The organism is Alteromonas salexigens (assembly GCF_025628895.1).
GTDB classification, from domain to species: domain Bacteria; phylum Pseudomonadota; class Gammaproteobacteria; order Enterobacterales; family Alteromonadaceae; genus Alteromonas; species Alteromonas salexigens.
On sequence record NZ_JAOTJC010000006.1, the window covers coordinates 121,021 to 145,087 of the forward strand.

A 24,067-nucleotide genomic window follows, 5' to 3' on the forward strand; every position below is an offset into this window, starting at 1 on the left:
CTGTTACTGCTTCTGTTGGATAATACCGATCATGACAGATTTTGCCTGTGACCAATAGGGGTCTCCAAATAGCAGCGCATGATTCAGTATATGATAAAGCTGATACACCGGCTCGCGCTCGGCTGCACCTGACGATAACGGGTAGGTGGCCGTATAGCCATCATAAAATGCCGGTGGAAAGCCCCCAAATAAGCGGGTCATAGCCAGGTCTGCTTCACGGTCGCCCACTGATACCGCCGGGTCGAACACAAGGGGACCGCGGTGGCAAAAGCCGGCATTTCCCGACCACAGATCCCCGTGCAAGAGTGACGGCGTAACCTCATGAGCCTGAAGTAGCTGTTGAATCCGGGTGAGTAGTGCATCATTTTGCCGAAACACGTTGCCGGCACTGGCCAGTCGCTCAAGCATGCTGGCAATACGCTGTTCCGTATAAAACTGCGCCCAGCTAGTCTGCCAGCCGTTGGGTTGCACGCTGGCGCCAATGAAGTTGTCATGCTGCCAGCCAAACTCGGTGTAAGCGTCCACTCTGTGCAGGGCGGCAACGTGCTCCCCCAGCGTGTAATAATCGCTTGGCTCGCCGGGGATGAATCTGACATGCTGGAGAACCAGGTACTCATGGGCCGTTGGCTGCTCGTCAGTCACGCCATGACAAATTACTACGGGGGTTCTTACTGTGTTGGTGTCAGCCAGGGCTGCCAGCCCCTCTTGTTCTGACAACAGCGGACGGCTGCCATCATCGGCACGGACTTTGACAAAGTAACGGCGACGGTCATCGCGTAAAATATAGCACTGATGGGTATCACCCCCATGGGCAGGCTGACTGCTCTGGCATACAAACAGCGAGTCGGTTGCACGGGAGATGTGATCGCTTATGAAATGCCACATAGCCATTATTGTTCGTTACCCTGACACCTGAAGTATGGTCAAAAATATGCGCTTTGCTAATCCAATGTAAGCAAGGCCGATAAAAAACGTCTGGCCATCACCCTGCCGGTAATTAGCGGTCAGATGGTTGTTACCGCCGGGGCAGGGCGACTGTTCACTAACGGGATTATGTTCCGTTCAGTACACTGGATGGCCATAACGTCGCCAGTCAGGCTGTGAAAATCATTGGGAAACCTGTTGCCAGCGTTGCAAGTCACTGTATAGCCGTTATAATCCCAAGCCGGTGACAGGCACTGGTATTGCCTTCACCGCCATGGACACCGTCAGGTGTCTTTTTCGTTTCAGACACTATGCACAAGTGGCGCAGAGTAGGCGTCACCACTGTAAAGGAAATAACATGCCTGTAATTACTCTTCCTGACGGAAGCCAACGCGCTTTCGATCACGCCGTCTCCGTTATGGACGTGGCTGCTGACATCGGCCCGGGCCTCGCCAAAGCCACTATCGCCGGCAAAGTAAACGGTGAACTGGTCGACGCCGTAGATCCCATTGAACATGACGCGGCTTTGCAAATCATTACCGCCCGGGACGAGGAAGGCCTGGAAATTATCCGTCACAGCTGCGCTCACCTTATTGGTCACGCCATTAAACAGCTTTGGCCTGATGCAAAAATGGCTATCGGTCCTACTATCGACAACGGTTTCTACTATGACGTCGATATGGACCACAGCCTGACGCAGGATGATTTGCAGAAACTTGAAAAACGCATGCTTGAGCTGGCTAAAACCAATTATGACGTGGTCAAGAAAACGGTAAGCTGGCAAGAAGCGCGGGATACATTTGTTACCCGCCATGAGCCTTACAAGGTAGAAATTCTGGATGAAAATATCAGCCAGGATGATAAACCAGGGCTGTATCACCACGAAGAATATACAGATATGTGCCGCGGGCCGCATGTCCCGAATATGAAATTCTGTCACCACTTTAAACTGATGAAGGTGGCCGGTGCGTACTGGCGTGGTGACAGCGAAAATAAAATGCTACAGCGCATTTATGGCACAGCATGGGCGGACAAAAAACAGTTAAAAGCGTACCTGAACCGTCTGGAAGAAGCTGAAAAACGCGACCACCGTAAGATTGGTAAGTCGCTGGACCTGTTTCACTGGCAGGAAGAAGCGCCGGGCATGGTGTTCTGGCACAACGACGGCTGGTCAATTTATACCGAGCTGGAAAAGTTCGTGCGTCAGAAACTCCGTGAATATAATTATGACGAGGTGAAAGGGCCTCTCATGATGGATCGTTCCTTGTGGGAAAAATCTGGTCACTGGGATAAATATGCCGAAAACATGTTTACCACTGAATCAGAGAAGCGTGAGTATGCGATCAAGCCGATGAACTGCCCGGGGCACGTGCAAATCTTCAATCAAGGCCTTAAATCGTACCGGGATCTGCCGTTGCGTATGGCGGAGTTTGGCTGTTGTCACCGTAACGAGCCCTCTGGTGCACTGCACGGCCTGATGCGGGTACGTGGTTTCACCCAGGACGATGCGCACATCTTTTGTACAGAAGAGCAGATTATGGACGAGGTCTGTAGCTGTATCGACATGATTTATGACGCGTATAAAACCTTTGGCTTTGAAAAGATTGCCGTAAAATTGTCTACCCGCCCTGAAAAGCGCGTAGGCAGTGACGAAATCTGGGATAAAGCCGAGAAAGCACTGGCAGATGCACTGGTATCAAAAGGCATCGAATTCCAGTATTTACCTGGCGAAGGCGCTTTTTATGGTCCAAAAATAGAGTTTACACTGTATGACTGTCTTGACCGTGCGTGGCAGTGCGGTACGGTTCAGGCAGATTTCTCAATGCCTGGACGCTTGGGGTCAACCTATGTGGCTGAAGATGGCGAACGTCGCGTGCCGGTGATGATTCACCGCGCTGTGCTTGGCTCGCTGGAACGTTTCATTGGTATTCTGACCGAGGAATATGCCGGATTTTTCCCATTGTGGCTGGCGCCGCAGCAGATTGTGGTAATGAATATTACCGACAGTCAGGCTGAATACGCCAACAAAACTGTACAAAAATTGCAGGAAATGGGCTTTAGAGCAAAGTCTGACTTGAGAAATGAGAAGATTGGCTTTAAAATCCGCGAGCATACCCTAAAGCGTGTTCCGTACATGCTGGTGGTTGGCGACAAAGAACGAGACGCAGGCCAGGTTGCCGTGCGCTCGCGCCGGGGAGATGACATGGGCAGTATGCCTCTGGAAGAATTCATTTCCATGGCCCAGCAACAAGTTGCCGAAAAATCCATATAACCGTGTTAGTATGGTAAAGTAACGCGCTTGCCCGATGGGAAACGGGCAAGCACACGATTTTAGTTTTTGGAGGAATAGCACATTAAAGGCGCTAATAATAAGGCTCAGGGCAGCAAAGCCCGCATCAACGACGAAATTACTGCCAGAGAAGTCCGTTTAATCGGGGCTGAAGGCGAGCAGGTAGGTGTTGTAACGCTGGCTGAAGCGGTACAAACAGCAGAGGACGCAAGTCTGGACCTAGTAGAAATCAGTCCGAATGCTGAGCCGCCAGTCTGTAAAGTTATGGACTATGGCAAATTCCTCTTTGAAAAAAGTAAAGCTCAGAAAGAGCAGAAGAAAAAACAGAAGCAAATTCAGGTCAAGGAGGTTAAATTCCGCCCTGGCACTGATGAAGGCGATTACCAGGTAAAACTGCGCAACCTGCGTCGCTTTTTGGAAGGTGGCGATAAAACCAAAGTAACGATCCGCTTCCGCGGCCGTGAAATGGCGCACCAAGAGATCGGCATTGAACTGCTAAATCGCGTTAAAGGTGATTTAGAAGACATTGCTACTTGCGAGTCTTTCCCACGTCGTGTGGAAGGCCGTCAGATGATCATGGTGCTAGCCCCACATAAGAAGCAGTAGTGGTCTAAAGTTTTCGGGAATCTGCACCCCGAAACACCCTGCTGTAAATATTAACCGACCACCGGTGCTGCACACCCACAGGTCGATATTAACAATGCGGAGTTTTAGCAATGCCTAAAATGAAAACTGTAAGCGGTGCCGCCAAGCGTTTCAAGAAAACGGGTTCTGGCCGCTTTAAGAGCAAGCAGTCTCACTTGCGTCACATTCTGACCAAGAAGAGTACTAAGCGTAAACGTCACTTACGTGGCAAAAAACTGGTTCATGATGCCGACACCAAATTGGTGCAGCGCATGTTACCTTACGTTTAAGACCAGAGGAGACTGATTAATGGCTCGAGTAAAACGCGGCACGATTGCACGTGCACGTCATAAAAAAGTCCTCAAGCAGGCAAAAGGTTATTACGGTGCCCGCTCACGCGTATATCGCGTAGCAGTACAAGCTGTAACTAAAGCTGGTCAATACGCTTACCGTGACCGTCGCAACAAAAAGCGTCAATTCCGTCAGTTGTGGATTGCACGTATTAACGCTGCGGCACGTCAGAATGGTATGTCATACAGCCGTTTCATCAACGGTCTGAAAAAAGCGTCTGTCGAAATCGATCGTAAGATCCTTGCCGACATCGCGGTACATGACAAAGCGGCATTCAGTGCGTTAGTCGAAGCGGCTAAAGGCGCACTAGCTTAATTATTAACTAATTAAGTTTAAGTTCTTTCGGAAAACGGCGAGCAGGATGCTCGCCGTTTTTCGTTTGCGTTCCCAAAATTTTCCTGTATCTCCCTGTGGTAACCCCGCGATATTCTTTACTCGCTTTCCGGGTAGCAAAATAATTGGTGAAAATCTGTCATTATCAGCTTGTTAGGGTAGCCTGAATAATTGTCTGTCGTGTAAACTAGCGGGCTTTAACACAATACTTGACGGTGACACGCTGTCAGTTATTTCACGCAACAAGTCATTTGAGGATTACAATGGAGCTTGATTCCATTATCAGTCAGGCCAAGGGCCAGATTGACGCTGCCGAAGATGCAGCCACACTCGACCAGGTGCGCGTCGAATTCATGGGCAAAAAAGGCAAACTGACCGACATGCTTAAAGGTCTGGGTAAACTGTCTGCCGAAGAGCGTCCTGCCGCTGGCCAAAAGATAAACCAGGCTAAACAGCAAATTCAGCAAGCCATTGCCGCCAAGGGTGACGCACTGCGCGAAGCAGAAATGAATGCGCAGCTGGCAGAAGAAGCAATCGACGTTACGCTGCCAGGTCGCACGGTATTGCCCGGCAATCTGCATCCGGTGAGCCGCACCATTGCCCGCATTGAATCCTTTTTTGGCGAGCTGGGTTTTGCGGTAAAAACCGGCCCCGAAGTAGAAGACGGGTTTCACAACTTCGACGCCTTGAATATTCCGGCTAATCATCCGGCGCGCGCCGATCATGATACATTTTACTTCAACCCTGACGTTATGCTGCGTACGCAGACGTCCGGCGTTCAGATTCGCACTATGGAAGCGGAAGCGCCGCCATTGCGGATCATTTCGCCGGGCCGTGTGTATCGTAACGACTACGATCAGACCCACACCCCTATGTTTCATCAGGTTGAAGGCCTGATGGTGGATAAAAACGTGAGCTTTACCGAGCTGAAAGGCATTCTGCATGACTTCCTGAACCACTTTTTTGAGGAGTCACTGCAGGTACGCTTCCGTCCTTCGTATTTCCCGTTTACCGAACCGTCTGCCGAAGTAGACGTCATGGGTAAAAATGGCCAGTGGCTGGAAGTGCTGGGCTGTGGCATGGTGCATCCGAATGTCCTGAAAGCTGTGAATATTGATCCGGAAGAATACACAGGGTTCGCTTTTGGTATGGGCGTGGAGCGCCTCACAATGCTGCGTTATGGCGTAACTGACCTGCGGGCATTCTTCGAAAACGATCTGCGCTTCCTCAAACAGTTCAAGTAAGGCCAAGAATTAGTATGAAAATTAGTGAACAATGGTTAAGAGAATGGGTTAACCCTTCGCTGTCTACCAACGAACTGTCTGAACAGCTGAGCATGGCCGGCCTGGAAGTTGACGAAGCGGCGCCGGTCGCTGGCGACTTCAAAGGCGTGCTGGTCGGTGAAGTAGTGGAATGCGGTCAGCACCCAAATGCCGATAAACTGCGGGTGACTAAGGTCAGTGTGGGTGGCGAAGAGTTGCTGGATATCGTGTGCGGTGCACCCAACTGCCGCCAAGGCATTAAAGTGGCTGTAGCGGTTGTCGGCGCTGTTCTGCCAGGTAACTTTAAAATCAAAAAAGCCAAACTACGCGGTGAGCCTTCAATGGGTATGCTGTGTAGTTTCTCTGAGCTGGGGATAAGCGATGATCATGACGGCATCATCGAACTCCCGGCTGATGCGCCTGTGGGTGCAGATATCCGTGAATATCTGAAGCTGGATGACAGCAGTATCGATATTGACCTTACCCCCAACCGCGCGGACTGCCTGGGTATTCGTGGCATAGCCCGTGAAGTGGGTGTACTGAATAATCTGGATGTGTGCGAACCACAGGTTGACGACGTCGAGCCCCTAACCGACGTAAAACGCGACGTTACCCTAGCAGCCCCTCAGGCTTGCCCACGCTACCTGGGCCGGGTGGTCAGCAATGTGAACGTAAAGGCTGAGTCACCGTTATGGCTGAAGGAAAAGCTTCGTCGCAGCGGCATTCGCAGTATTGACCCTATTGTTGATGTGACCAACTTTGTATTGCTTGAATGGGGGCAGCCCATGCATGCCTTCGACCTCAATAGCATTGAGGGTGGTATCACGGTGCGCATGGCAGAACAGGGCGAGTCACTCACACTGCTTGACGAAAATACCGTTGAGCTGAATGACAACACGCTGGTGATTGCCGACGATAACAAAGCATTAGCCATGGCTGGTGTATTTGGCGGCTTGCACTCAGGTGTGACATTGGATACCAATGACATTTTACTGGAAAGCGCCTTTTTCAGTCCGGATGCCATTATGGGGCGGGCGCGTCAGTATGGTTTGCATACCGATGCTTCTCACCGCTATGAGCGGGGTGTCGATCCCCAGCTACAGCGCCAGGTCATGGAGCGCGCCACGGCCCTTATTATTAATATTTGTGGCGGTGAGCCGGGACCGGTGGTTGAAGCCGTAGACAACGCCTCGTTACCCAAGCCGGCCAGTGTCACCTTGCGCCGTGCCCGCTTGCATAAGGTGCTGGGCATTGCTGTGGACGATAATAAAGTCAGTGAGATCCTGCGCCGTCTGGGTATGGATGTGACAGAATCGCAGGAAGGCTGGACAGCTGATGCGCCAAGCTACCGGTTTGACCTGGCGATTGAAGAAGATCTGATTGAAGAGGTTGCACGGGTGTATGGATATAACAATATTCCCAACGAAGCACCGGTTGCGGCGTTGAATATGCTGCCTGCCAGTGAGGGCACTTTACCGGTTAGTACCCTAAAGGCGTTACTGGTAGATCGGGGTTTCAACGAAGCTATTACCTATTCGTTTGTCGATCCAAAAGTGCAGGATGCGCTGTTCCCGGAACATAAATCACTGGTATTGCCGCACCCCATTGCGTCTGACATGTCAGCTATGCGCGTATCACTATGGCCAGGGTTACTTGGTGCGGCCGCGCATAACCAGAAACGCCAGCAAGCCCATATCCGCTTGTTTGAAACAGGGTTACGCTTTATTGCTGACCCAGCGGCGCCAAGCGGCGTGTCTCAGCAAAATGTGATTGGCGGTATTCTTGCCGGACGCCGTATTCAGGAACATTGGGACGGTACTGATGTGCCAGTGGACTTCTATGACGTGAAAGGCGAAGTGGAAGCGCTGCTTTCGCTGACCGGTAAGCAGAACGTGACCTTCGAAAAGGCTCAACATCACGCGCTTCACCCGGGTATGACTGCCAAAGTGCTGATTGACGGTGAAGAAGTGGGCTTACTAGGGGCGGTTCATCCTCAGTTTACCAAGATGCTGGGTGTTTCCGGCCGTCCATTCCTGTTTGAGCTTGATCTGAGTGCGATAACCGGGCGTAAGCTTCCCGACGCACTACCAGTGTCAAAGTACCCTGCAAACCGCAGAGATATTGCGGTTACGGTGAAAGACGAGGTGAGTGTAGGGGCGCTTCTTTCTTTTGTAGAAAAAGTTGGCGTAAATCAATTAGTTGGCCTAAACTTGTTCGATGTGTATAAAGGAAAGGGAATTGAGCCCGGCTATAAGAGTCTGGCTTTGTCACTTATCCTACAGGATCCGGAAAAAACCCTGGAAGAAACGGAAATTCAACAAGCCGTAGACACCGCGGTAAAAAGTCTGGAAACCAAGTTCGGGGCAGCGTTGAGAGAGTAATTTATGGCATTAACCAAAGCCGAGATGGCTGAACACTTATTCGAAAAACTGGGCATTAACAAGCGTGACGCTAAGGAACTCGTGGAGATGTTCTTTGAGGAAATCAAAGAAGCCCTGGAGTCCGGTGAACAAGTGAAACTGTCAGGTTTTGGTAATTTTGACCTGCGTGATAAGAACGAGCGGCCTGGCAGAAACCCAAAAACGGGTGAAGATATTCCTATCAAAGCCCGCCGGGTGGTGACGTTCAGGCCAGGTCAGAAGCTGAAAAGCCGGGTGGAAAATTCCAAGCCTAACGACGAATAGCCGTTAGTTGTTGTTACACAAGCCTGCCCGGCTTGTGGTAGCGCTGCATGATAGAAAGCAGGCCTGAGGGGCCTGCTTTTTGTTTTCTATGGTTCCCGATGGTGGTTAGCCACCGACGCTGCGAGCCAGGCTGGCCAGTGACGGGGCCAGTTCTTCAAGCCGTGGGTCATTTTGAAACACTGTATAGGTAAGCAGGCGCGTATAAAAACTGCGTACATTGTGCAGATACACCAATCCCTCTTCACTGTTATAAGTGGCCGCCCAGCTGGTAAAACGTGGCGCTGCAGTTGAGTGTGCCTGTAGCTGTTGCAGCCAGTGTTGAACCGGCACTTCTTTCCGTAACAGGACATAGGTCATGGCACGGGCCAGCCGATGGAAACGCTACCTGTGAACCAATTCATGATGTGCTCCGTGCGAAACGATGATCTCAGCATTACAAACATTTGGGGGCATTGCATTGAAAAGCGACAATTAACTGCTAACGGGTCACGAACTACCCGTGCGGTGAGTACGCCGTCGATCACGGTGTGGTACCATGTAAACCTGTGATAATCACCGTACAATAGCCATAAATTAACAAGACTTAGCCAGGCATTTCAGGAGACCTATGAAAAAAATAATCGCTCTTATTGCAGTTGTAATGGTAGCAGTGGGTGGCTGGTTTATTTACCTGTCGCAGTCTTCCTCGAACGACGATGCACAGGTGCCTGTTATCACCGTCATGGAAATATTGCACGCCTCTGATTTGACGGACGGCATTAAAACCGCGGTGAAGCAAAACGATGAAGCGGCAATAACAGACTGGATGGCGCAAGCCCGGGCGGTGGGTGAACAGGCTGCCTTGTCTGAAAGCGACATGCAGTACCTGAACTCGCGTCAGGCTCGCGAGTATGTGGTGTTTAATGCCAGGCGCGCATTGTTTAACGACGCATTTGAACAGCGTTTCCTGAATTTGCAGGATATGGGTGAGTTGAAAAGCCAGTACCCGGAAGCCCGGGACTTATTCCCCCAGGCCGAAGCGTTACTCGATAAACGTGACGATATTATTATGCGGATCGCCCAGACACTGGCGGGGGGAGAGCCACCTACTGAGCAGCATATAAAAGATGCACAGCAACGCTGGCGCGAGCGCTATACAAAATCACAGGAATCACCCTCACAGTCAGCAGGGCCGTCGGACGAGCCCTCTTAATACTGAGACATTACGTTGTCAGGTCAGCCCACTTGCCCCGGGTTACCGTGAGCAAATCGGACGGTGACAATGCCAGCTCCCAGCCTCGACGACCCGCACTGACATAACACACGTCGAGATGACGTACCGTGTCACTGATAAACGTGTCGAGTCGCAGCTTTTGTCCGATGGGGCTCACGCCGCCAATCACATAGCCGGTAGCGCTGCTTACACGCGGGGCTGCCGCCAGTGCGACTTTCTTCAACGCCGCCGTACGGGCCAGCTTTTTCATATTGAGTTGACGGTCAACAGGAACCAGCGCCACTAGAAGCTTACCGGTGTCACTCTCCACGATCAGCGTTTTTAACACCTGCTGGGGTGGCAGCTGCAGTGCATGGGCGGCATTGCGACCATAGTCACCGTTTTCTTTACCGGCATCATAATTGAGCAAAGAGAAATTTACGCCAGCCTTTTCCAGTGTTTCTGTCGCTGGGGTCATTGGTCACCTTCGTTTTTTATCTGCACTAACGTTTTCTATCCTGTCGCTACCCAGATTAATTTAGCGCGTGTAATACCGTGGCTTTTTTCTTATCCTACCTGTCTTTAACTCTTATAAGAAGATGCTCGGAGTTGTCATGGGCCCACTGATGCTGGATTGCCAGGAAGCAATGTTACTGCCTGAAGAACGTGAAAAACTCGCTCACCCAAGCACGGGTGGGGTGATTTTATTTGCACGCAATTATTATGAGCCACGCCAGTTGCAGGCACTCATCAGCGATATCCGTAAAGCTGCCGGAAAACCGGTGCTTATCGCGGTAGATCATGAAGGGGGCAGGGTACAGCGCTTCAAAGAGGGGTTTACCCTTTTGCCAGCTATGGGCAGTATTCCTTCGCTGGCCGGGTCCTCAGAGGGGGCCGAAACACTAGCTCAGGCGTGCGGGACCATTGCCGCCTGGGAACTTAAGCAATTTGATATAGATCTGACCTTTGCGCCGGTGTTGGATATTAACGGGGTCTCCCAGGTTATTGGTGATCGCGCGTTTGCAGATAATGCCGAAGAGGTCATTCGGCTAGCGAAAGCCTTTACCGGTGGGGTGAAGCATTGCAACATGCCGGCTATCGGGAAGCATTTTCCGGGGCATGGCAGCGTAGCGCCAGACTCGCATATCGCCTTGCCTGTTGACGACCGTGGCTGGGATGAGATTACGGTAACTGACATGGTGGTCTTTCAGCAGCTCATTGCTGCATCAGATTTAGACGGTATTATGCCTGCACACGTCATCTATTCGCAGCTGGATGATCAACCCGCCGGCTTTTCTTCATTCTGGTTGCAGCAGGTGTTGCGTAAACAATTGCAATTCCAGGGAGCGGTGTTCTCCGATGATCTCTCTATGCACGGCGCAAGTGTGGCAGGTGACTACCTGAGCCGGGCGACGCTAGCACTGCAGGCAGGCTGTGACATGGTGCTGGCGTGCAATAACGTGGCAGGTGCGGAGCAAATTCTTGATGGCTTGCCACATGCACACGCTGATAGCCCTGCGCTGTTGTCGTTAACCCGCCGACCGTTACCGAAGAGTAGCGAACAGGCTTACCGGCAGGCGAAACAAACACTGGCGAAATATGGATAAGGTACGCCCACGCTACGTATGGCTGGCGGTGGTGGTGGCAGTATTGACCGGCGGCGTAATGATGGCGCTGGGATTGCCCCCCGGTATCATTCTGACTGCGGCCATTACGGTATTGGTGGCAGTCTGCTGGGTGACCGAGGCCATGCCGCTGGCAGTCACTTCCTTGATCCCGTTTGTTGCATTTCCTATGGCCGGTGTCCTCACCTACCAGCAGGCGGCAGCCGCGTTGGGCAACCCGGTCATTCTATTACTTATGGGGGCCTTCATGCTGTCCAAAGCGCTGGAAAAGTCCGGCGTTCATCAGCGGCTGGCTATCTATTTGTTACGTCTTACCGGTACCCGCAGTGCCAGACGTCTGGTTCTTGGCTTTATGCTCACTGCAGCAGTGTTAAGCATGGGGGTCTCCAATACTGCGACTGCGCTAATGTTATTGCCTATTGCGCTGGCCGTCATTGCGCCACTGGAATCACACGCTCTGGCTACAGCCATCCTGCTTGGGATTGCCTATGGCGCCAGTGTGGGCGGAATTGGATCACCTATCGGAACGCCGCCGAATGTCATCTTTATGAGTATGTACGAGCAGGCAACCGGCAACACAATCAGCTTTCTGGAATGGATGAAAACCGGGTTGTGGGTAGTAGTCATTGCTATTCCTCTCATGGCGCTGTGGTTAACCCGGGGGTTATCCACTTTGCCTGTTCTTTCACTGCCAGAGCTCACGCGCTGGCGACCGGCTGAACGTCGGGTGTTGTGGGTGTTTACCGCTATTGCATTGGCCTGGGTGTTCCGGCCCTACTGGACAGCCTGGCTGGGTATGCCATTTATTGGTGACAGTAGCATTGCGCTGGCCGGCGTTATCCTGATGTGCCTGATACCAAACGGAGAGGCCACCGGATCCGGGCGGCTACTGGACTGGAAAACCGCTGAGCAAATACCCTGGGGATTACTATTGGTGTTTGCCGGGGGAATATGTCTGGCCACCGCTTTCACGGCCTCTGGCTTCAGCCAGCGGCTGGGAGAGGCGCTTGGCGGCGTGGGTGATTTACCGGTGATATTGTTGGTACTGGTGCTGTGTGTGGCAGTAAGTTTTCTTACAGAAGTCACCTCGAATACGGCGACAGCCACCTTGCTAATGCCGATCCTGGCCAGCGTGGCAGTGGCGATAGACATCGACCCTGCGCTGTTGATGATGCCAGCAGCAATGAGTGCCAGCTGTGCATTCATGATGCCGGTTGCTACGCCGACCAATGCTATAGTGTATAGTAGCGGCAAACTTGCCATTGCGGATATGGCAAGAGAAGGGCTGATACTGAATTTACTGCTGGCGGTCATTATCACCGGCGTCGTGACAATGACAAGATAAAGAGATCATCTCTACAGCAGAGATAACAGTGAAGCCAGAATAACCCAGTGACGGTAAGGACGCTGGGCGTGGGGGGCATCTTCAACCCCACATAAGCGATAGCCAATACCGGGTAGCGTTTCTATCTGCAGTGGGTCAGGTGTGTCAATGCTGGTAAGTTGCTTGCGTAAACGACAAATAGCATGATTAATGACGTCATCTGATACCACGGCATGGCCCCACAACTGAAAACGGATTTCGTCACGACTCAAAGTGTATTTCGGCGCCCGCAAGAACAACCCGAGTAAGGTGCCCGCTTGCTTGCTCAGCGTCCAGCGCGCGGCCTGGTGTTTTGAGGACAACTCATGCGTTGCAGCGTTGTAATGGTAGGTGGTACGGGCATAGGGTGCTGTATCTGCGTGACTGTCTGCGAGACTGTTCATTCCCTTTCCCCCCCCGATTTTGCGGTAAGAGTAAAGTATAGTTCATGCCTTTGTGAGGCTGCCGAACCTTTGGTCGTATTCTCTCATAACTTGGTCGCAAATCGGTCAGACTACGATAACTCAGGTTCATTGAGACCAGCAGCTTATTTCCTGAGGCAGGCGGTATGACGGGGGCTGCGGGCTTTTATTTCATGTGATTGTCATCGCTCTACGCTGAGACTTACATACACTGTTCAGTGAGGCATGTTGTCTCGAACGTTTGAGATAGATGGAGCAGAACATGAAAACAAGAACCGTAATGACAGTAATGGGTCTGGTCGCGGGCGTATCAATGATAGCGTTTCCTGCAGCGGCTATGGATCGGTATATTGAACAGGCACTGGTCGGCTTTTGTGAGTCCACAATGGACAATAACCGCATGAAGCTCGATAAAAGTATCCGCGCATACCGGTTAGATCACCAAACTGTTGCCAGCAAAGTGGTGTGTAATGGTCAGCCTATTATGGCTTTTGCTGAATATCACAATGCCGACCAGACGCTGGCTGCATTTGAAAACCGGCTGCCTGCCAGATTACGCCCGGTGACAGAGATCCGGGATATCACAGTGATGACTACCGATGACGAAAAATGGTATGTCACGATTGATGAGAATCGCTAATTATGGCCAGACTGTGTGGTTGTATAAAAATGCCGCCCTGGGGCGGCATTTTTTATGGTAAGCAATCAGACCGGGGCTGGCGTGATACCGGCCTGAGCATTTAGCGTTCTGGCAAGCGTGTAGAGGTAATCCGACAACCGGTTAAGGTAAGCCATTACCGCTTCTGGCACTGTGTGATGGCCGGCAAGCCGGGTTACTGTGCGTTCGGCGCGCCGACACACTGTGCGGGCAATATGGCACTGGGCAGCAGCCTGACACCCCCCTGGCAGCAAAAACTGCGTCGGTGCTGGCAGGTTTTCAGAGTGTGTGTCTATTGCTTTTTCCAACGTGGTGACGTCGTCTGGGGTAAGCGTTGAGGACGCAGAAATGGCAAACCCGGCCTGAAAAAGCGTGCGTTGTATGCCTTCCAGGAATGGCCGTTCTTCATGATCCTCACCGAGCAGACACACCAGTAGGCCCACGTGACTGTTAAGTTCGTCGATATCGCCGTATGTATCTAACAGAATGTCATCTTTACTGACTCTGAGTGTCTGAGTAGCATAGACCTGAGTGTTGCCAGTATCACCGGTGCGGGTATAAATTTTCATTGCTGACCTGCTGGTAAATCTGGCCGCTCATAACGGCGAATTTCAACCACCACGCCGAACAAAGGGTGGTCAAAATAATGCAGTTGTTTACTGATAACCCGCCGTAACTGCTTCAGTGGCACCGACGCCAGTTTATACTCCGGGGCGCTGCCATTTTCTGTGCCCTGCACAGGTACCGGCTGACGATAAAATAATTCACTGTCGATATGCAGGTAAGGTACCCGGTTTATATATTTCAGAAACACCCGCATATAGCCGTCGACTTCCCAGATAGGCGTGTGCTCGTCAATGTGACGTATCGGGCCTGGCTCATCTGTGCGGACTTCTTGCTGGCGTTGCTGCAGCACCTCTGAGAAATCCACCGGCGTATTGGCATTCAAACGGGTCTGTAATTCACCGAAAAAGTTGTCCCCCAGTAAGCTGCGGGGCTCTGCTTCCGGTTGCTCGGAGACGAGCGGGGTTTCCACGGGGCCGTCTGACTTCTCTGTACCCAGCAGGGTAAACTGGGAAGCATAATTTTTGCCGGCAAAAAGCCTTACCCGGGCGGCATTTTCCTGTCCAAACATCACTTCTTGCCGCCAGGTGACATGCAGCAGACGATTAAGATCGCGGGACCGCCGGATCTGTGCAGACAGCTTTTCTAACTCTCTGGCATCGACAGACAACAAGTGGGCGTGGGCGGCTCTTGGCCAGTCATTGCCATTCAGCTCTACCGGTAACTGATCAGGCGCGGGCAGACGGTTATCGGGAGTATGCCGCTGCCACCCTTGCTGGGTATATGCCAGCCAGGGCGGGTTATCTTCGCAATAACGGAAACGGGGCACCGTTACCGGCTCAATGTTTTCAATACCGCTGAAGCTTATCCAGTATGAGGCAATCTGCTGATCATCTGGTGCCGGGGGCGCGCTGCCGGGTTCGTCCGCAGGCAGGCGGGTCACCACGCCACTGCCACCGCCAGAGAGCGTGGCAGGTGTATCGGTGATGATATTTGTGTGCTGTGGTTTGGCGTCTGCTGCTTGCATAACGTCGCCATACCGGGCAACAAGATCGTCCAGAGGCAAGGGTGGCGCATACAGGGGCGCATCGCTGCCATCACACCGGGCCAGGCCTTGCTTCAGTCTGCTGATATCCGGGTGAACAACATCACCAATCACGTCCGCGTCGGCGGTAGCAGGATAAACGTTGTCTGCCAGCTCGAACTGCTCTTCCAGCTGAGAAAGGGCGGTGTTGCGATCAAAAATTATTACTTCGACGTCAAACCACCATTCTTCGGCGGCTTTTGCGGGTAACATAACACTACTCAGTGCTAAAGCACTGGCAAGCACAGTGCCTGCACGGGACACATTCATAATTAGCGCGACTCCTTGGCAAAATCCGCGATGATGTCTTCAACCACTTGTAACCGTTCTTTGGCTGATTCGGTTTGTGACACAATACGTAACTTCTGGCTGCCTTCAAACCTGAAAGTTTGCGGTTTGGTTTGAACCAACTGGATAATATAGCCGGGATCCACAGAGGTAGATTCCTTAAACTCTATGGTGCCACCCTGAGCAGACAAATCAATCTTCAGTATGCCCAGTGCTTTTGCTTTCAGTTTAAGCTCGGCCACGTGGATAAGGTTTTTAGCGGCATCTGGTAACAGACCGAAGCGATCAATGCACTCAACCTGAAACTCATCAATGTCTTCCTGCGAAGTGCATGATGCCAGACGTTTGTACAACGAGAGACGGGTGTTTACATCGGCGATATAGTCTTCCGGCAATAGCGCAGGAATTTTCAAATCCACTTCTGTTTGCGCTGACAGGGCGTCGTCCAGCGAGGGTTCTTTGCCTTCTTTTAACGCCGTGACGGCTTGATCCAGCATATCCATGTACAGACTGAAGCCAATACTGGCAATTTGTCCGGACTGATCATCACCTAACAGCTCACCGGCGCCACGGATTTCCAGGTCGTGGGTGGCCAGCGCAAAGCCGGCGCCCAAGTCTTCAAGCTGGGAAATGGCATCCAGTCGCTTGGCGGCGTCCCGGGTCATGCGCTTGGGATGGGGTGTGAGCAGGTAGGCATAAGCCTGGTGATGTGAGCGGCCAACGCGCCCCCGCAACTGGTGCAATTGGGCCAGGCCAAGGTGATCAGCGCGGTCCATGATAATGGTATTGGCGGTGGGGACGTCGATTCCGGTCTCGATGATAGTGGTACACACCAGCACATTATACCGCTGGTGGTAGAAGTCGCTCATTACGCCTTCCAGATCCCGCTCACGCATCTGTCCGTGCCCCACCGCAATGCGGGCTTCAGGCACAATTTCGGCAATTTCTTCCGCAGTACGGGCGATGGTTTCCACCTCGTTGTGGAGGAAGTACACCTGTCCGCCCCGCAAAATCTCTCGCATTACTGCTTCGCGAATAATGGCTTTATTTCGTTGCTGAACAAAGGTTTTGATTGATAACCGACGGGCTGGGGCGGTAGCAATAATAGATAAATCGCGCATTCCCGACAGCGCCATATTCAGCGTTCGGGGAATGGGGGTTGCCGTGAGGGTGAGGATGTCTACATCGGCCCGTAGCGTCTTCAGCTTTTCTTTCTGACGCACACCGAAGCGATGCTCTTCATCAATAATCACCAGTCCCAGATCGGCAAATTTAATGTCGCTGGAGAGCAGCTTGTGAGTGCCCACGACGATATCAACGTTACCGTTGGTAATGCCTTCTATGACCTCTTTTTGCGCTTTGCCACTGACAAAGCGGCTCATTACCTCGATACGGAAGGCCCAGTCCGCAAAGCGATCTTTAAAGTTTTCATAATGTTGCTGAGCGAGCAGGGTGGTTGGCACCAGAATGGCCACCTGCTTGCCCTGACTGGCAGCCAGAAAGGCGGCGCGCATGGCCACTTCCGTTTTACCGAAGCCCACATCACCGCAAACCAGACGATCCATCGCCTGAGGGCTTCCCATATCCTGAATCACAGCGTTGATTGCCTGCAGCTGATCGGCGGTTTCTTCAAACGGGAAACTATCGGCAAATCGCTGATAATCTTCCCACTCAATGGGGTAAGCAAAGCCAGGCTTGGCGGCGCGGCGCGCGTATACGTCGAGCAGTTCAGCGGCCACATCACGAACCTTTTCGGCCGCTTTCTGCTTGGCTTTCGACCAGGCGTCATTGCCCAGCGAGTTAATTGGCGCATGGTCGGCATCGCCGCCGGTATAGCGTGAAATTAGGTGCAGCGACGCCACCGGCACGTAAAGTTTCGATTGTTTCGCATACTCTATGGCCAGGTATTCGGTGGTGACGCCGCCGGCATCCAGCGTCTGCATGCCAAGGTAGCGACCGACACCGTGATCCAGATGCACCACGGGCTGGCCCACCGATAATTCGGCCAGGTTGCGGATAATGGCACTTTCGTCGGTCTGGGTACGTTTTTCCCGGCGTCTGCGCTGGCTGACTTTATGGCCAAGCAGTTCGGTTTCGGTGATAAACAGCAGCTCACCCTGCTGGCCGCGCCAGCGAAAGCTGTGTTCTACCATGCCAATATCAATCCCCACCGGAATATCGCTGGCCATAAAGCTGGCAAAGCTTGTCGTGGGGGCAGGCTTGATACCGGCTTTGTTAAGTACGCTCAGCAAACTTTCCCGGCGACCCTGTGATTCGGCGCAAAAGAGCACTTTTGCCCCACTTTTCTGCGCATCCTCCAGGGTTGCCTGTAAGCGCGCAGCGGGTTGTTTCTTATTACTGTTAATGCCGATGTCATCGAGTTTTTCACAACCCAGGTTATGGAAGCCGGCTTTCTCCTCCAGCTCTCCCGACGACAGGCTGACTCGCGGCCAGCGCTTGATGTGCCCAAATAATTCGTTAATGGGCAGAAAGACCTGGTCGGGCGGTAACAGCGGGCGAGCCGGGTTATAACGATGCTGTTCGTAGCGTTCATTCACATCGGCCCAGAAAAACTCACTGGCATCCTGGACATCACCGTGGATCAATACCAGTGAGTCGGCGTGCAGATAATCGAACAGTGACGCAGTGCGTTCAAAAAACAGCGGCAGGTAGGACTCGATGCCGCTGGGCATGGTGCCTTTGCTAACTTGGTAAAACACCGACTCTTTGGCGTTGCTGGCATCAAACCGATCCAGAAACTGCTGGCGGAACAGCGTTATGGCATCTTTGTCGGTAGGAAACTCCCGGGCGGGCAACAGTCTGATTTCGTCGACCGTTTCTCCCGAGCGCTGGGTGTCGGTGTCGAAGTAACGAATGGTGTCTATTTCGTCATCGAACAAATCGATTCGGAATGGCTTGTCGCTACCCATAGGGAACAGGTCGATAATGCTGCCCCTGATGGAGAACTCACTGTGGCTCATGACCTGACTGACATGCAGGTATCCGGCCTGTTCAAGGTTGCGGCGAAACTGATCCCGGTCCAGCTGATCGCCTTTATTCAGCATTAGCAGGTATTTCGCCAGATAGTCAGTAGGTGCCAGACGCTGCATCAGGGTATTCACCGGCACGATAAAAATGCCGTCCCGTTGCTGAGTAAAGCGAAACAGCGTTTCCAGGCGTTGCGAGACAATATCCTGATGGGGCGAGAAGTTGTCGTAGGGAAGCGTTTCCCAGTCTGGGAACAGAGTTAACGGAGTCCCGTCATCCTGGAAGTACTCCAGCTCTTTTTCCAGCTTCAGCGCGGACGGGGTATCGGCGGTGATGAGTACCACCGGGCCCTGGTGCTGTTTTACCGCCTGACTGATGGCCAGCGCAGGGCTGCTGCCATGTAGCTGCCCCCAGTGCTGGTGATCCTGGTTACCGGTCTCTTTACGCGTCTTGGGTAAAGGCAAAGAAAGTATCGTGGCTGTCATGTCACCTTACTTAACTATTTATCGGGTTGGGGCCTGGCGTTTATTGCTCAGTGCCGTCCTGCTGCTGTCGGGTACGTTTGCGCAGCTGTTGAGACTGTAAGTGCAAACTGGCACGCACCAGAAGCTCCTGATCCTGTTCGCGGATCCGGTTAAAGAAGAACGCTATATGGTAGTCATTGTCGGATTGCTGGCAAGAAATTACTTCGCCGAAACAATAAATGGCTGCCGCCTCTTCATCCAGGAACAGTTTGATTTCTGCTAATTGCCCCACTTTTACAGGTTCTTCGCTGGAGACGATCATTCCGCCACCGCCAAACTTTACTGTAGTCATGCGGTGCGCTGCATCATCCTGCTGATGCAGAATAAACGACATCATTAAATCGATTTTACGTGATTGATGATTCAGAAATTCCGCTAAAGCCTGAGCGTGATCGCCAAGCTGACGCAGCGGCCGAAGGGCCTTTGTTTCGACATCTGCCATTTCTGTGGCAATACGAAAGGCGTAGGGCATATGTTCTTCAAGCTGGTGATGCGGCGGTAATTCGGCGTCCTCTGCCAGTGGCACAACATTCACGTTGATGCGATGTGCAATCATGAAAAACTCGTCGAACTGAGCTTGTTTTTGCTCCAGCGTTAATGTGTCCATGGGCTGTCTCCTACCACCAAAATGTTGTGCGCACAGTAGCTTACACGTAGTATACCAGCATTACGAGTAAACCGCCGGGTTGCCGGGGTTGCCTGCCCGATTATGTCGCCTGGATCAGGCAGATAGCAGAGCATCCTCCCGCCAATCCCATTAATGTCACGCTAAAAACCATGGCGTGCTGCGAGTCAGACAACTATGTTTCAACCTGTCGCTGCCTTTGTGGCACTGCGTTATGCCACTGGCGGTAAGCACAACAGCTTCGTGGCGTTTATCAATAAGTTTTCGGTGGCCGGAATTGCGTTAGGGTTGATGGCGCTGATAGTGGTGTTGTCGGTCATGAACGGGTTTGAATCCCAGCTTAAAGACCGGGTGTTGGGGATCGTACCGCAAGTTGTCACTGCAGAGCCGGTACCGGCCGACGCGTTGACACAGCTGAATGGCGTGCGCGCCGCCATGGCGTTTCGCGAAACCGAAGGGGTGGTGCAGTCCCGGCAGGGGTTACGGGGGGTACAATTGCATGGCATTGAGCCAGAGGTCATGCACACGCACAGCATAGTCAGCGAGCATCTGCTCACCGGGCGCTTTAGCCATCTGCAACCCGGCAGTTTCAATGTCATTCTCGGCAGAGCCCTTGCCACTCAGCTGGACATTCAGCCCGGGGACAGAGTCAGGGTTATGCTGGCGGGCGCCAGTATATACACTCCATTCGGGCGCATGCCCAGCCAACGCCTGGTAACCGTAGCCGGTATTTACGACGCGGGCTCGCAAATGGACAGCAAAGTTATTTTTATGCATCTGGAGGATGTGGGTCGATTATTACGTCTGCCAGCTGCCAACCAGGCACCCACGCGGTTATTTTTACACGACGCCTTTAATTATCAACAGGTGGTGACTCAGTTACAGCAACGGAACATTGCCAGCGAAAACTGGCGTAGCCGCCAGGGACCGCTATTCGATGCTGTAAAAATGGAAAAGAACATGATGTTTATGATGCTGTTGCTGATTATTGCGGTGGCTGCATTTAACATTGTTTCCGCACTGGTGATGGTAGTGAGTGAAAAACACGGGGATATCGCCATTTTGCAAACGCAGGGCATGACCGGCACGCGGCTGATGATGGTATTTATGCTCAACGGTTTGTTTAATGGCGTTAAAGGCGCCGGCATCGGGCTGGTGACAGGGTTGCTTCTGGCATTTAACCTGAATGGCCTGTTAGCGTTAGTCGGAATACAGCTTGCTCTATCGGCTGACGGCGGCGGAGTGCCTGTTGCTGTGAATGCTGCGCAGGTAGTATGGGTAACAGTTTTTTCGCTGGCGTTGTGTGTGCTGGCCAGTCTTTACCCCGCGAGTCGCGCACTGCGGGTGAATCCGGCCAGGGCACTACAGAATGAGTAGCTAAGCCACTGAATATCGCACATTATGCCGTGCATTATTTGATGAATTTCACTATACTCCCGGTCTTTTCATATCCGGATCGGTGAGACGACATGCAAAAGAATTTTATTACCTCTCAGGCGCTTCTTCAGGACTCTTTTCGCCTTGCTGCCCAGGTTTATAATGACGGTTTTCGTCCCGATTTTATTGTAGGGATTTGGCGCGGTGGTGCTCCTATTGGCATAGCAGTGCAGGAGTTCTTTGAATTTCAGGACACGCCAACGGATCATATTGCGGTGCGTACGTCCTCCTATTATGGCATCAACAAGCAGTCTAAAGAGATACGTGTGCATGGTTTGCACTACCTGGTAGAGAACGCCAATGCCGGCGATAAATTGCTGATTGTCGATGACGTGTTTGACTCGGGCCGCAGTGTTGAGGCACTGATCAAGCAAGTGAAAAAGCTGATGCGTCTGAACATGCCTACCGACATCCGTATTGCCTGCCCATGGTACAAACCTGCCAATAATAAGACCGACATTGAGCCTGATTATTTCGTTAATAAGAGTGACGAGTGGCTGGTGTTCCCCCATGAAATAGCGGGTTTAAGCGAAGCTGAAATTCGCGAGGGTAAATCAGAGCTTGCCGATGTAGTGAACATGCTGTTCCAGAAATAAAAATCTGAGATATCCATTGAAAACGCCGGCATTTGCCGGCGTTTTTAGTGGTTCACTACACTTTCGGGTCGAGGTAAAACTTATCGTGAAAAGTGTATACCCATTCCGGTTTATAAATAATCAGCAGCGTCATCACCACACCGTTGATAAATGCCTCCGGAAAAACCACCAACGGTATTAGCTGCATGTAATTATTAATCACCGTATCCCAGCTGTAGATATTATCCAGTGCATAATAGCTGCCCACCAGCGCCAGTTTGAGCGCAATGACCAGCGCGGCCGGAAAAAAAGTACAGATGAAAATGTACACAAACAGGTGGCGGGGAATTTTGTGGAAGGATATCCAGTACACCAGATACGAGACACACACCGGTATAACCACACCCAGCAGCCCGTTGATACCGAACATGGCCCAGCTTTCGTTGGCAGCAACCGTGGCCCCAAGCAGGGCCGCAATACCTGCGAATATGGCCAGCCGGAAGCCCAGGGTGAGGGTTAGGGCAGTCAGACACAGAAAATGCACATCCAGGCCTTCGAATATACCGGCCCGGAATACCCATAAGAAACAGGTTAGTGCCGTGGCACCAAATAACACGTGCTGACGTTGTTTATCCCGGAGTAAAGCCGCCAGGGGCAGATGCCTGGCAAGATAGCTGAGCAATATTACTAACAGGACCCACCCTGACCCTTGCAGGGTGGTGAGAGAGTCAAACATACTTATATGTTGAAGGTGGCCCAGATGGGGGCGTGGTCAGAGGGTTTCTCAATGCCACGTAATTCATAATCTATCCCGGCGTCGGTAAGCGCTGCGTGCACAGCCTTGGATGACAGAATAAGATCGATGCGCAGCCCGCGGTTGTCATTAAAGCCCTTTGAACGGTAATCGAACCAGCTGTACTGATCGTCAGTGTCAGGATACAGCGCGCGAAAGCTGTCATATAACCCCCAGTCAAATACTCGCTCGATCCACTCTCGCTCAACCGGCAGGAAGCTGCATTTGCCGGTACGTAACCAGCGTTTTTTATTTTCTTCACCAATGCCGATGTCGGTGTCGCGGGAAGAAATATTCATATCGCCCATCACAATGACGTTATCCTCAGCACTGTGGTGCCCGTCCAGGTAACCCATCAGGTCAGCATAGAATTTGCGTTTGGCAGGAAATTTGGTTTCATGCTTTTCGTTCTCCCCTTGCGGGAAATAACCGTTCAGCACAGTGACGGGCTCGCCTTGCTTATTCTCCAGGGTCACCATGATCATTCGACGCTGGGCGTCTTCATCGTCGGTAGGAAAGCCACGCTGAACCGCTTTTGCCGGCTGTTTAGTCAACATTGCCACGCCATAATGACCTTTCTGACCATGAAAATAGACATGGTAGCCCATCTCTTCTACCGCGCTGACCGGGAACTGCTCGTCATGGACCTTAATTTCCTGCAAACCAATGACGTCAGGCTGATGTTTGTCTATAACTGCCTGTAACTGGTGTAAGCGGGCGCGAATACCGTTGATATTAAAAGAGATAACTTTCATAACTGACTGCTGATAGAAAATAAGGGGGATATGCTAGCAAAGATCCATATAAGCTGGCAGCCCTTTTTGTCGCTGTCAGCTGGCTTCAGTAAGGTGCTCAGTAAGTTTATTCGCAGCACTACGCAGCTCCTCAAACAGCGTTTTCGCCACCAGGCAGCAGCGTTGTGTTTCGGATTCGTTAAGCTGAATGCCTGACGTGTAACGGCGGAATTCAGCCCAGTTCTTGCTGCATGCAGCCAGGCTGGCATAGTAGGCGGTCGGCTGGTGAGGATGCTGCTGGCTTAGCCAGCGCGCAATCATTTTACCGCCCATAGATGAACCCAGCCACACGTAGCCGCAGGCGAGTACATCGGCGCGGCAGGCTGACAGAGAAAGCGGGAAGTTGAAGGGGCTCGCTTGTGGGCCGGTGATCGTTGTACGGTCCCGTTCCAGTGCCTGCAGTATGGTATCGCAGTGTAGCATGTGCACCACGGGATGGGCGTGCAAGCCCTCCATCGCACTGGCTATCTCCCGATGAAACCCATGCAGCACAGTAAGTACTTGCCCGTACTGCTGGCCAGAAAATGTGGCGCTCATTAATGCGTTGAAAGGTGGCGTATTTTCAAGCGCCGTATGCTCTGCTGCTGTTGCCTGGCGCAGCCTGTCTAAAATTATGGTCATAACGTCCTGAACATTGGTCACTTGGAGGGGACTGCGATACCCTGTC

The 24,067-nt window shown here is 52.1% G+C and carries 24 protein-coding genes; 13 read left to right on the forward strand and 11 right to left on the reverse strand.

All coding sequences use genetic code 11. The features are described from left to right. Positions 1 to 3: 3 nt before the first annotated feature. Positions 4 to 891 (reverse strand): fructosamine kinase family protein, encoded by an 888-nt coding sequence (locus OCL06_RS04655; protein WP_262992583.1) that lies wholly within the window; start codon positions 889 to 891, stop codon positions 4 to 6. A gap of 391 nt (positions 892 to 1,282) precedes the next feature. Here OCL06_RS04655 and thrS point away from each other — a divergent pair, with 391 nt between their 5' ends. The 7 genes from thrS (at position 1,283) to ihfA (ending at position 8,468) form a co-directional block, all read left to right on the forward strand. Next, on the forward strand, positions 1,283 to 3,196 hold the full coding sequence (gene thrS / locus OCL06_RS04660) for a threonine--tRNA ligase (RefSeq protein WP_262992584.1): 1,914 nt from the start codon (positions 1,283 to 1,285) through the stop codon (positions 3,194 to 3,196). Between the two features lie 81 nt (positions 3,197 to 3,277). Further along, positions 3,278 to 3,820, forward strand: a complete 543-nt coding sequence (gene infC / locus OCL06_RS04665) for a translation initiation factor IF-3 (protein WP_262993106.1) — start codon at positions 3,278 to 3,280, stop codon at positions 3,818 to 3,820. A 110-nt stretch (positions 3,821 to 3,930) separates the two neighbouring features. After that, a complete protein-coding gene (gene rpmI / locus OCL06_RS04670) occupies positions 3,931 to 4,128 on the forward strand; it encodes a 50S ribosomal protein L35 (protein ID WP_189403603.1) in 198 nt (65 codons plus the stop codon). A gap of 19 nt (positions 4,129 to 4,147) precedes the next feature. Next, complete coding sequence (gene rplT, locus OCL06_RS04675) at positions 4,148 to 4,504, forward strand: 50S ribosomal protein L20 (RefSeq protein WP_262992585.1); 357 nt, start codon at positions 4,148 to 4,150, stop codon at positions 4,502 to 4,504. A 281-nt stretch (positions 4,505 to 4,785) separates the two neighbouring features. Next, the gene (pheS, locus tag OCL06_RS04680; protein ID WP_262992586.1) at positions 4,786 to 5,766 is read left to right on the forward strand and encodes a phenylalanine--tRNA ligase subunit alpha; all 981 of its coding nucleotides are present in this window, start codon (positions 4,786 to 4,788) and stop codon (positions 5,764 to 5,766) included. 14 nt (positions 5,767 to 5,780) lie between these two features. After that, the gene (gene pheT, locus OCL06_RS04685; RefSeq protein WP_262992587.1) at positions 5,781 to 8,165 is read left to right on the forward strand and encodes a phenylalanine--tRNA ligase subunit beta; all 2,385 of its coding nucleotides are present in this window, start codon (positions 5,781 to 5,783) and stop codon (positions 8,163 to 8,165) included. Between the two features lie 3 nt (positions 8,166 to 8,168). Then, positions 8,169 to 8,468 (forward strand): integration host factor subunit alpha, encoded by a 300-nt coding sequence (gene ihfA / locus OCL06_RS04690; RefSeq protein WP_262992588.1) that lies wholly within the window; start codon positions 8,169 to 8,171, stop codon positions 8,466 to 8,468. Between the two features lie 105 nt (positions 8,469 to 8,573). Here ihfA and OCL06_RS04695 read toward each other — a convergent pair whose 3' ends face one another. Continuing rightward, positions 8,574 to 8,825 carry a hypothetical protein gene (locus OCL06_RS04695; protein ID WP_262992589.1) on the reverse strand — a complete coding sequence of 84 codons (252 nt, stop codon included), beginning with the start codon at positions 8,823 to 8,825 and terminating at the stop codon, positions 8,574 to 8,576. A 250-nt stretch (positions 8,826 to 9,075) separates the two neighbouring features. Here OCL06_RS04695 and OCL06_RS04700 point away from each other — a divergent pair, with 250 nt between their 5' ends. Continuing rightward, complete coding sequence (locus tag OCL06_RS04700; RefSeq protein WP_262992590.1) at positions 9,076 to 9,660, forward strand: hypothetical protein; 585 nt, start codon at positions 9,076 to 9,078, stop codon at positions 9,658 to 9,660. 10 nt (positions 9,661 to 9,670) lie between these two features. Here OCL06_RS04700 and ybaK read toward each other — a convergent pair whose 3' ends face one another. Then, the gene (gene ybaK, locus OCL06_RS04705) at positions 9,671 to 10,138 is read right to left on the reverse strand and encodes a Cys-tRNA(Pro) deacylase (RefSeq protein ID WP_262992591.1); all 468 of its coding nucleotides are present in this window, start codon (positions 10,136 to 10,138) and stop codon (positions 9,671 to 9,673) included. A 148-nt stretch (positions 10,139 to 10,286) separates the two neighbouring features. On the opposite strand from ybaK, the gene nagZ reads away from it, so the two are divergent. Next, on the forward strand, positions 10,287 to 11,267 hold the full coding sequence (gene nagZ, locus OCL06_RS04710) for a beta-N-acetylhexosaminidase (RefSeq protein WP_308445999.1): 981 nt from the start codon (positions 10,287 to 10,289) through the stop codon (positions 11,265 to 11,267). Further along, on the forward strand, positions 11,260 to 12,630 hold the full coding sequence (locus tag OCL06_RS04715; RefSeq protein ID WP_262992593.1) for an SLC13 family permease: 1,371 nt from the start codon (positions 11,260 to 11,262) through the stop codon (positions 12,628 to 12,630). Before nagZ ends, OCL06_RS04715 begins: the two co-directional genes overlap by 8 nt. Before the next feature lie 11 nt (positions 12,631 to 12,641). Here OCL06_RS04715 and OCL06_RS04720 read toward each other — a convergent pair whose 3' ends face one another. Beyond that, complete coding sequence (locus OCL06_RS04720; RefSeq protein WP_262992594.1) at positions 12,642 to 13,052, reverse strand: winged helix-turn-helix domain-containing protein; 411 nt, start codon at positions 13,050 to 13,052, stop codon at positions 12,642 to 12,644. A 280-nt stretch (positions 13,053 to 13,332) separates the two neighbouring features. On the opposite strand from OCL06_RS04720, the gene OCL06_RS04725 reads away from it, so the two are divergent. Further along, on the forward strand, positions 13,333 to 13,710 hold the full coding sequence (locus OCL06_RS04725; RefSeq protein ID WP_262992595.1) for a DUF3718 domain-containing protein: 378 nt from the start codon (positions 13,333 to 13,335) through the stop codon (positions 13,708 to 13,710). Between the two features lie 65 nt (positions 13,711 to 13,775). On the opposite strand, the gene OCL06_RS04730 is transcribed toward OCL06_RS04725, so the two are convergent. Genes OCL06_RS04730 through OCL06_RS04745 form a run of 4 tightly spaced genes read right to left on the reverse strand, consistent with a single transcriptional unit; the run spans position 13,776 to position 19,783 of the window. Then, positions 13,776 to 14,297: a cob(I)yrinic acid a,c-diamide adenosyltransferase gene (locus tag OCL06_RS04730; RefSeq protein ID WP_262992596.1), complete on the reverse strand. Its 522-nt coding sequence runs from the start codon at positions 14,295 to 14,297 to the stop codon at positions 13,776 to 13,778. Further along, positions 14,294 to 15,646, reverse strand: coding sequence for a CsiV family protein (locus OCL06_RS04735; protein WP_262992597.1), 1,353 nt, complete (start codon positions 15,644 to 15,646; stop codon positions 14,294 to 14,296). The genes OCL06_RS04730 and OCL06_RS04735 overlap by 4 nt, the downstream gene beginning before the upstream one ends. Before the next feature lie 2 nt (positions 15,647 to 15,648). Continuing rightward, positions 15,649 to 19,137: a transcription-repair coupling factor gene (gene mfd / locus OCL06_RS04740; protein WP_262992598.1), complete on the reverse strand. Its 3,489-nt coding sequence runs from the start codon at positions 19,135 to 19,137 to the stop codon at positions 15,649 to 15,651. Between the two features lie 40 nt (positions 19,138 to 19,177). After that, entirely contained in the window at positions 19,178 to 19,783 is a 606-nt protein-coding gene (locus OCL06_RS04745; protein WP_262992599.1) for a PilZ domain-containing protein, read from the reverse strand. Between the two features lie 195 nt (positions 19,784 to 19,978). On the opposite strand from OCL06_RS04745, the gene OCL06_RS04750 reads away from it, so the two are divergent. Both OCL06_RS04750 and OCL06_RS04755 read left to right on the forward strand, forming a co-directional pair. Continuing rightward, complete coding sequence (locus tag OCL06_RS04750; RefSeq protein WP_262992600.1) at positions 19,979 to 21,178, forward strand: lipoprotein-releasing ABC transporter permease subunit; 1,200 nt, start codon at positions 19,979 to 19,981, stop codon at positions 21,176 to 21,178. Positions 21,179 to 21,270: 92 nt separating this feature from the next. Then, positions 21,271 to 21,834, forward strand: a complete 564-nt coding sequence (locus OCL06_RS04755) for a phosphoribosyltransferase (RefSeq protein ID WP_262992601.1) — start codon at positions 21,271 to 21,273, stop codon at positions 21,832 to 21,834. 55 nt (positions 21,835 to 21,889) lie between these two features. Here the strand turns inward: OCL06_RS04755 and OCL06_RS04760 are convergent, their stop codons facing one another. The 3 genes from OCL06_RS04760 to OCL06_RS04770 form a co-directional block, all read right to left on the reverse strand. Beyond that, on the reverse strand, positions 21,890 to 22,549 hold the full coding sequence (locus OCL06_RS04760) for an energy-coupling factor ABC transporter permease (RefSeq protein ID WP_262992602.1): 660 nt from the start codon (positions 22,547 to 22,549) through the stop codon (positions 21,890 to 21,892). Positions 22,550 to 22,551: 2 nt separating this feature from the next. Further along, complete coding sequence (xthA, locus tag OCL06_RS04765; protein WP_262992603.1) at positions 22,552 to 23,361, reverse strand: exodeoxyribonuclease III; 810 nt, start codon at positions 23,359 to 23,361, stop codon at positions 22,552 to 22,554. 75 nt (positions 23,362 to 23,436) lie between these two features. After that, positions 23,437 to 24,021 (reverse strand): biliverdin-producing heme oxygenase, encoded by a 585-nt coding sequence (locus OCL06_RS04770; RefSeq protein WP_262992604.1) that lies wholly within the window; start codon positions 24,019 to 24,021, stop codon positions 23,437 to 23,439. Positions 24,022 to 24,067 lie beyond the last annotated feature (46 nt).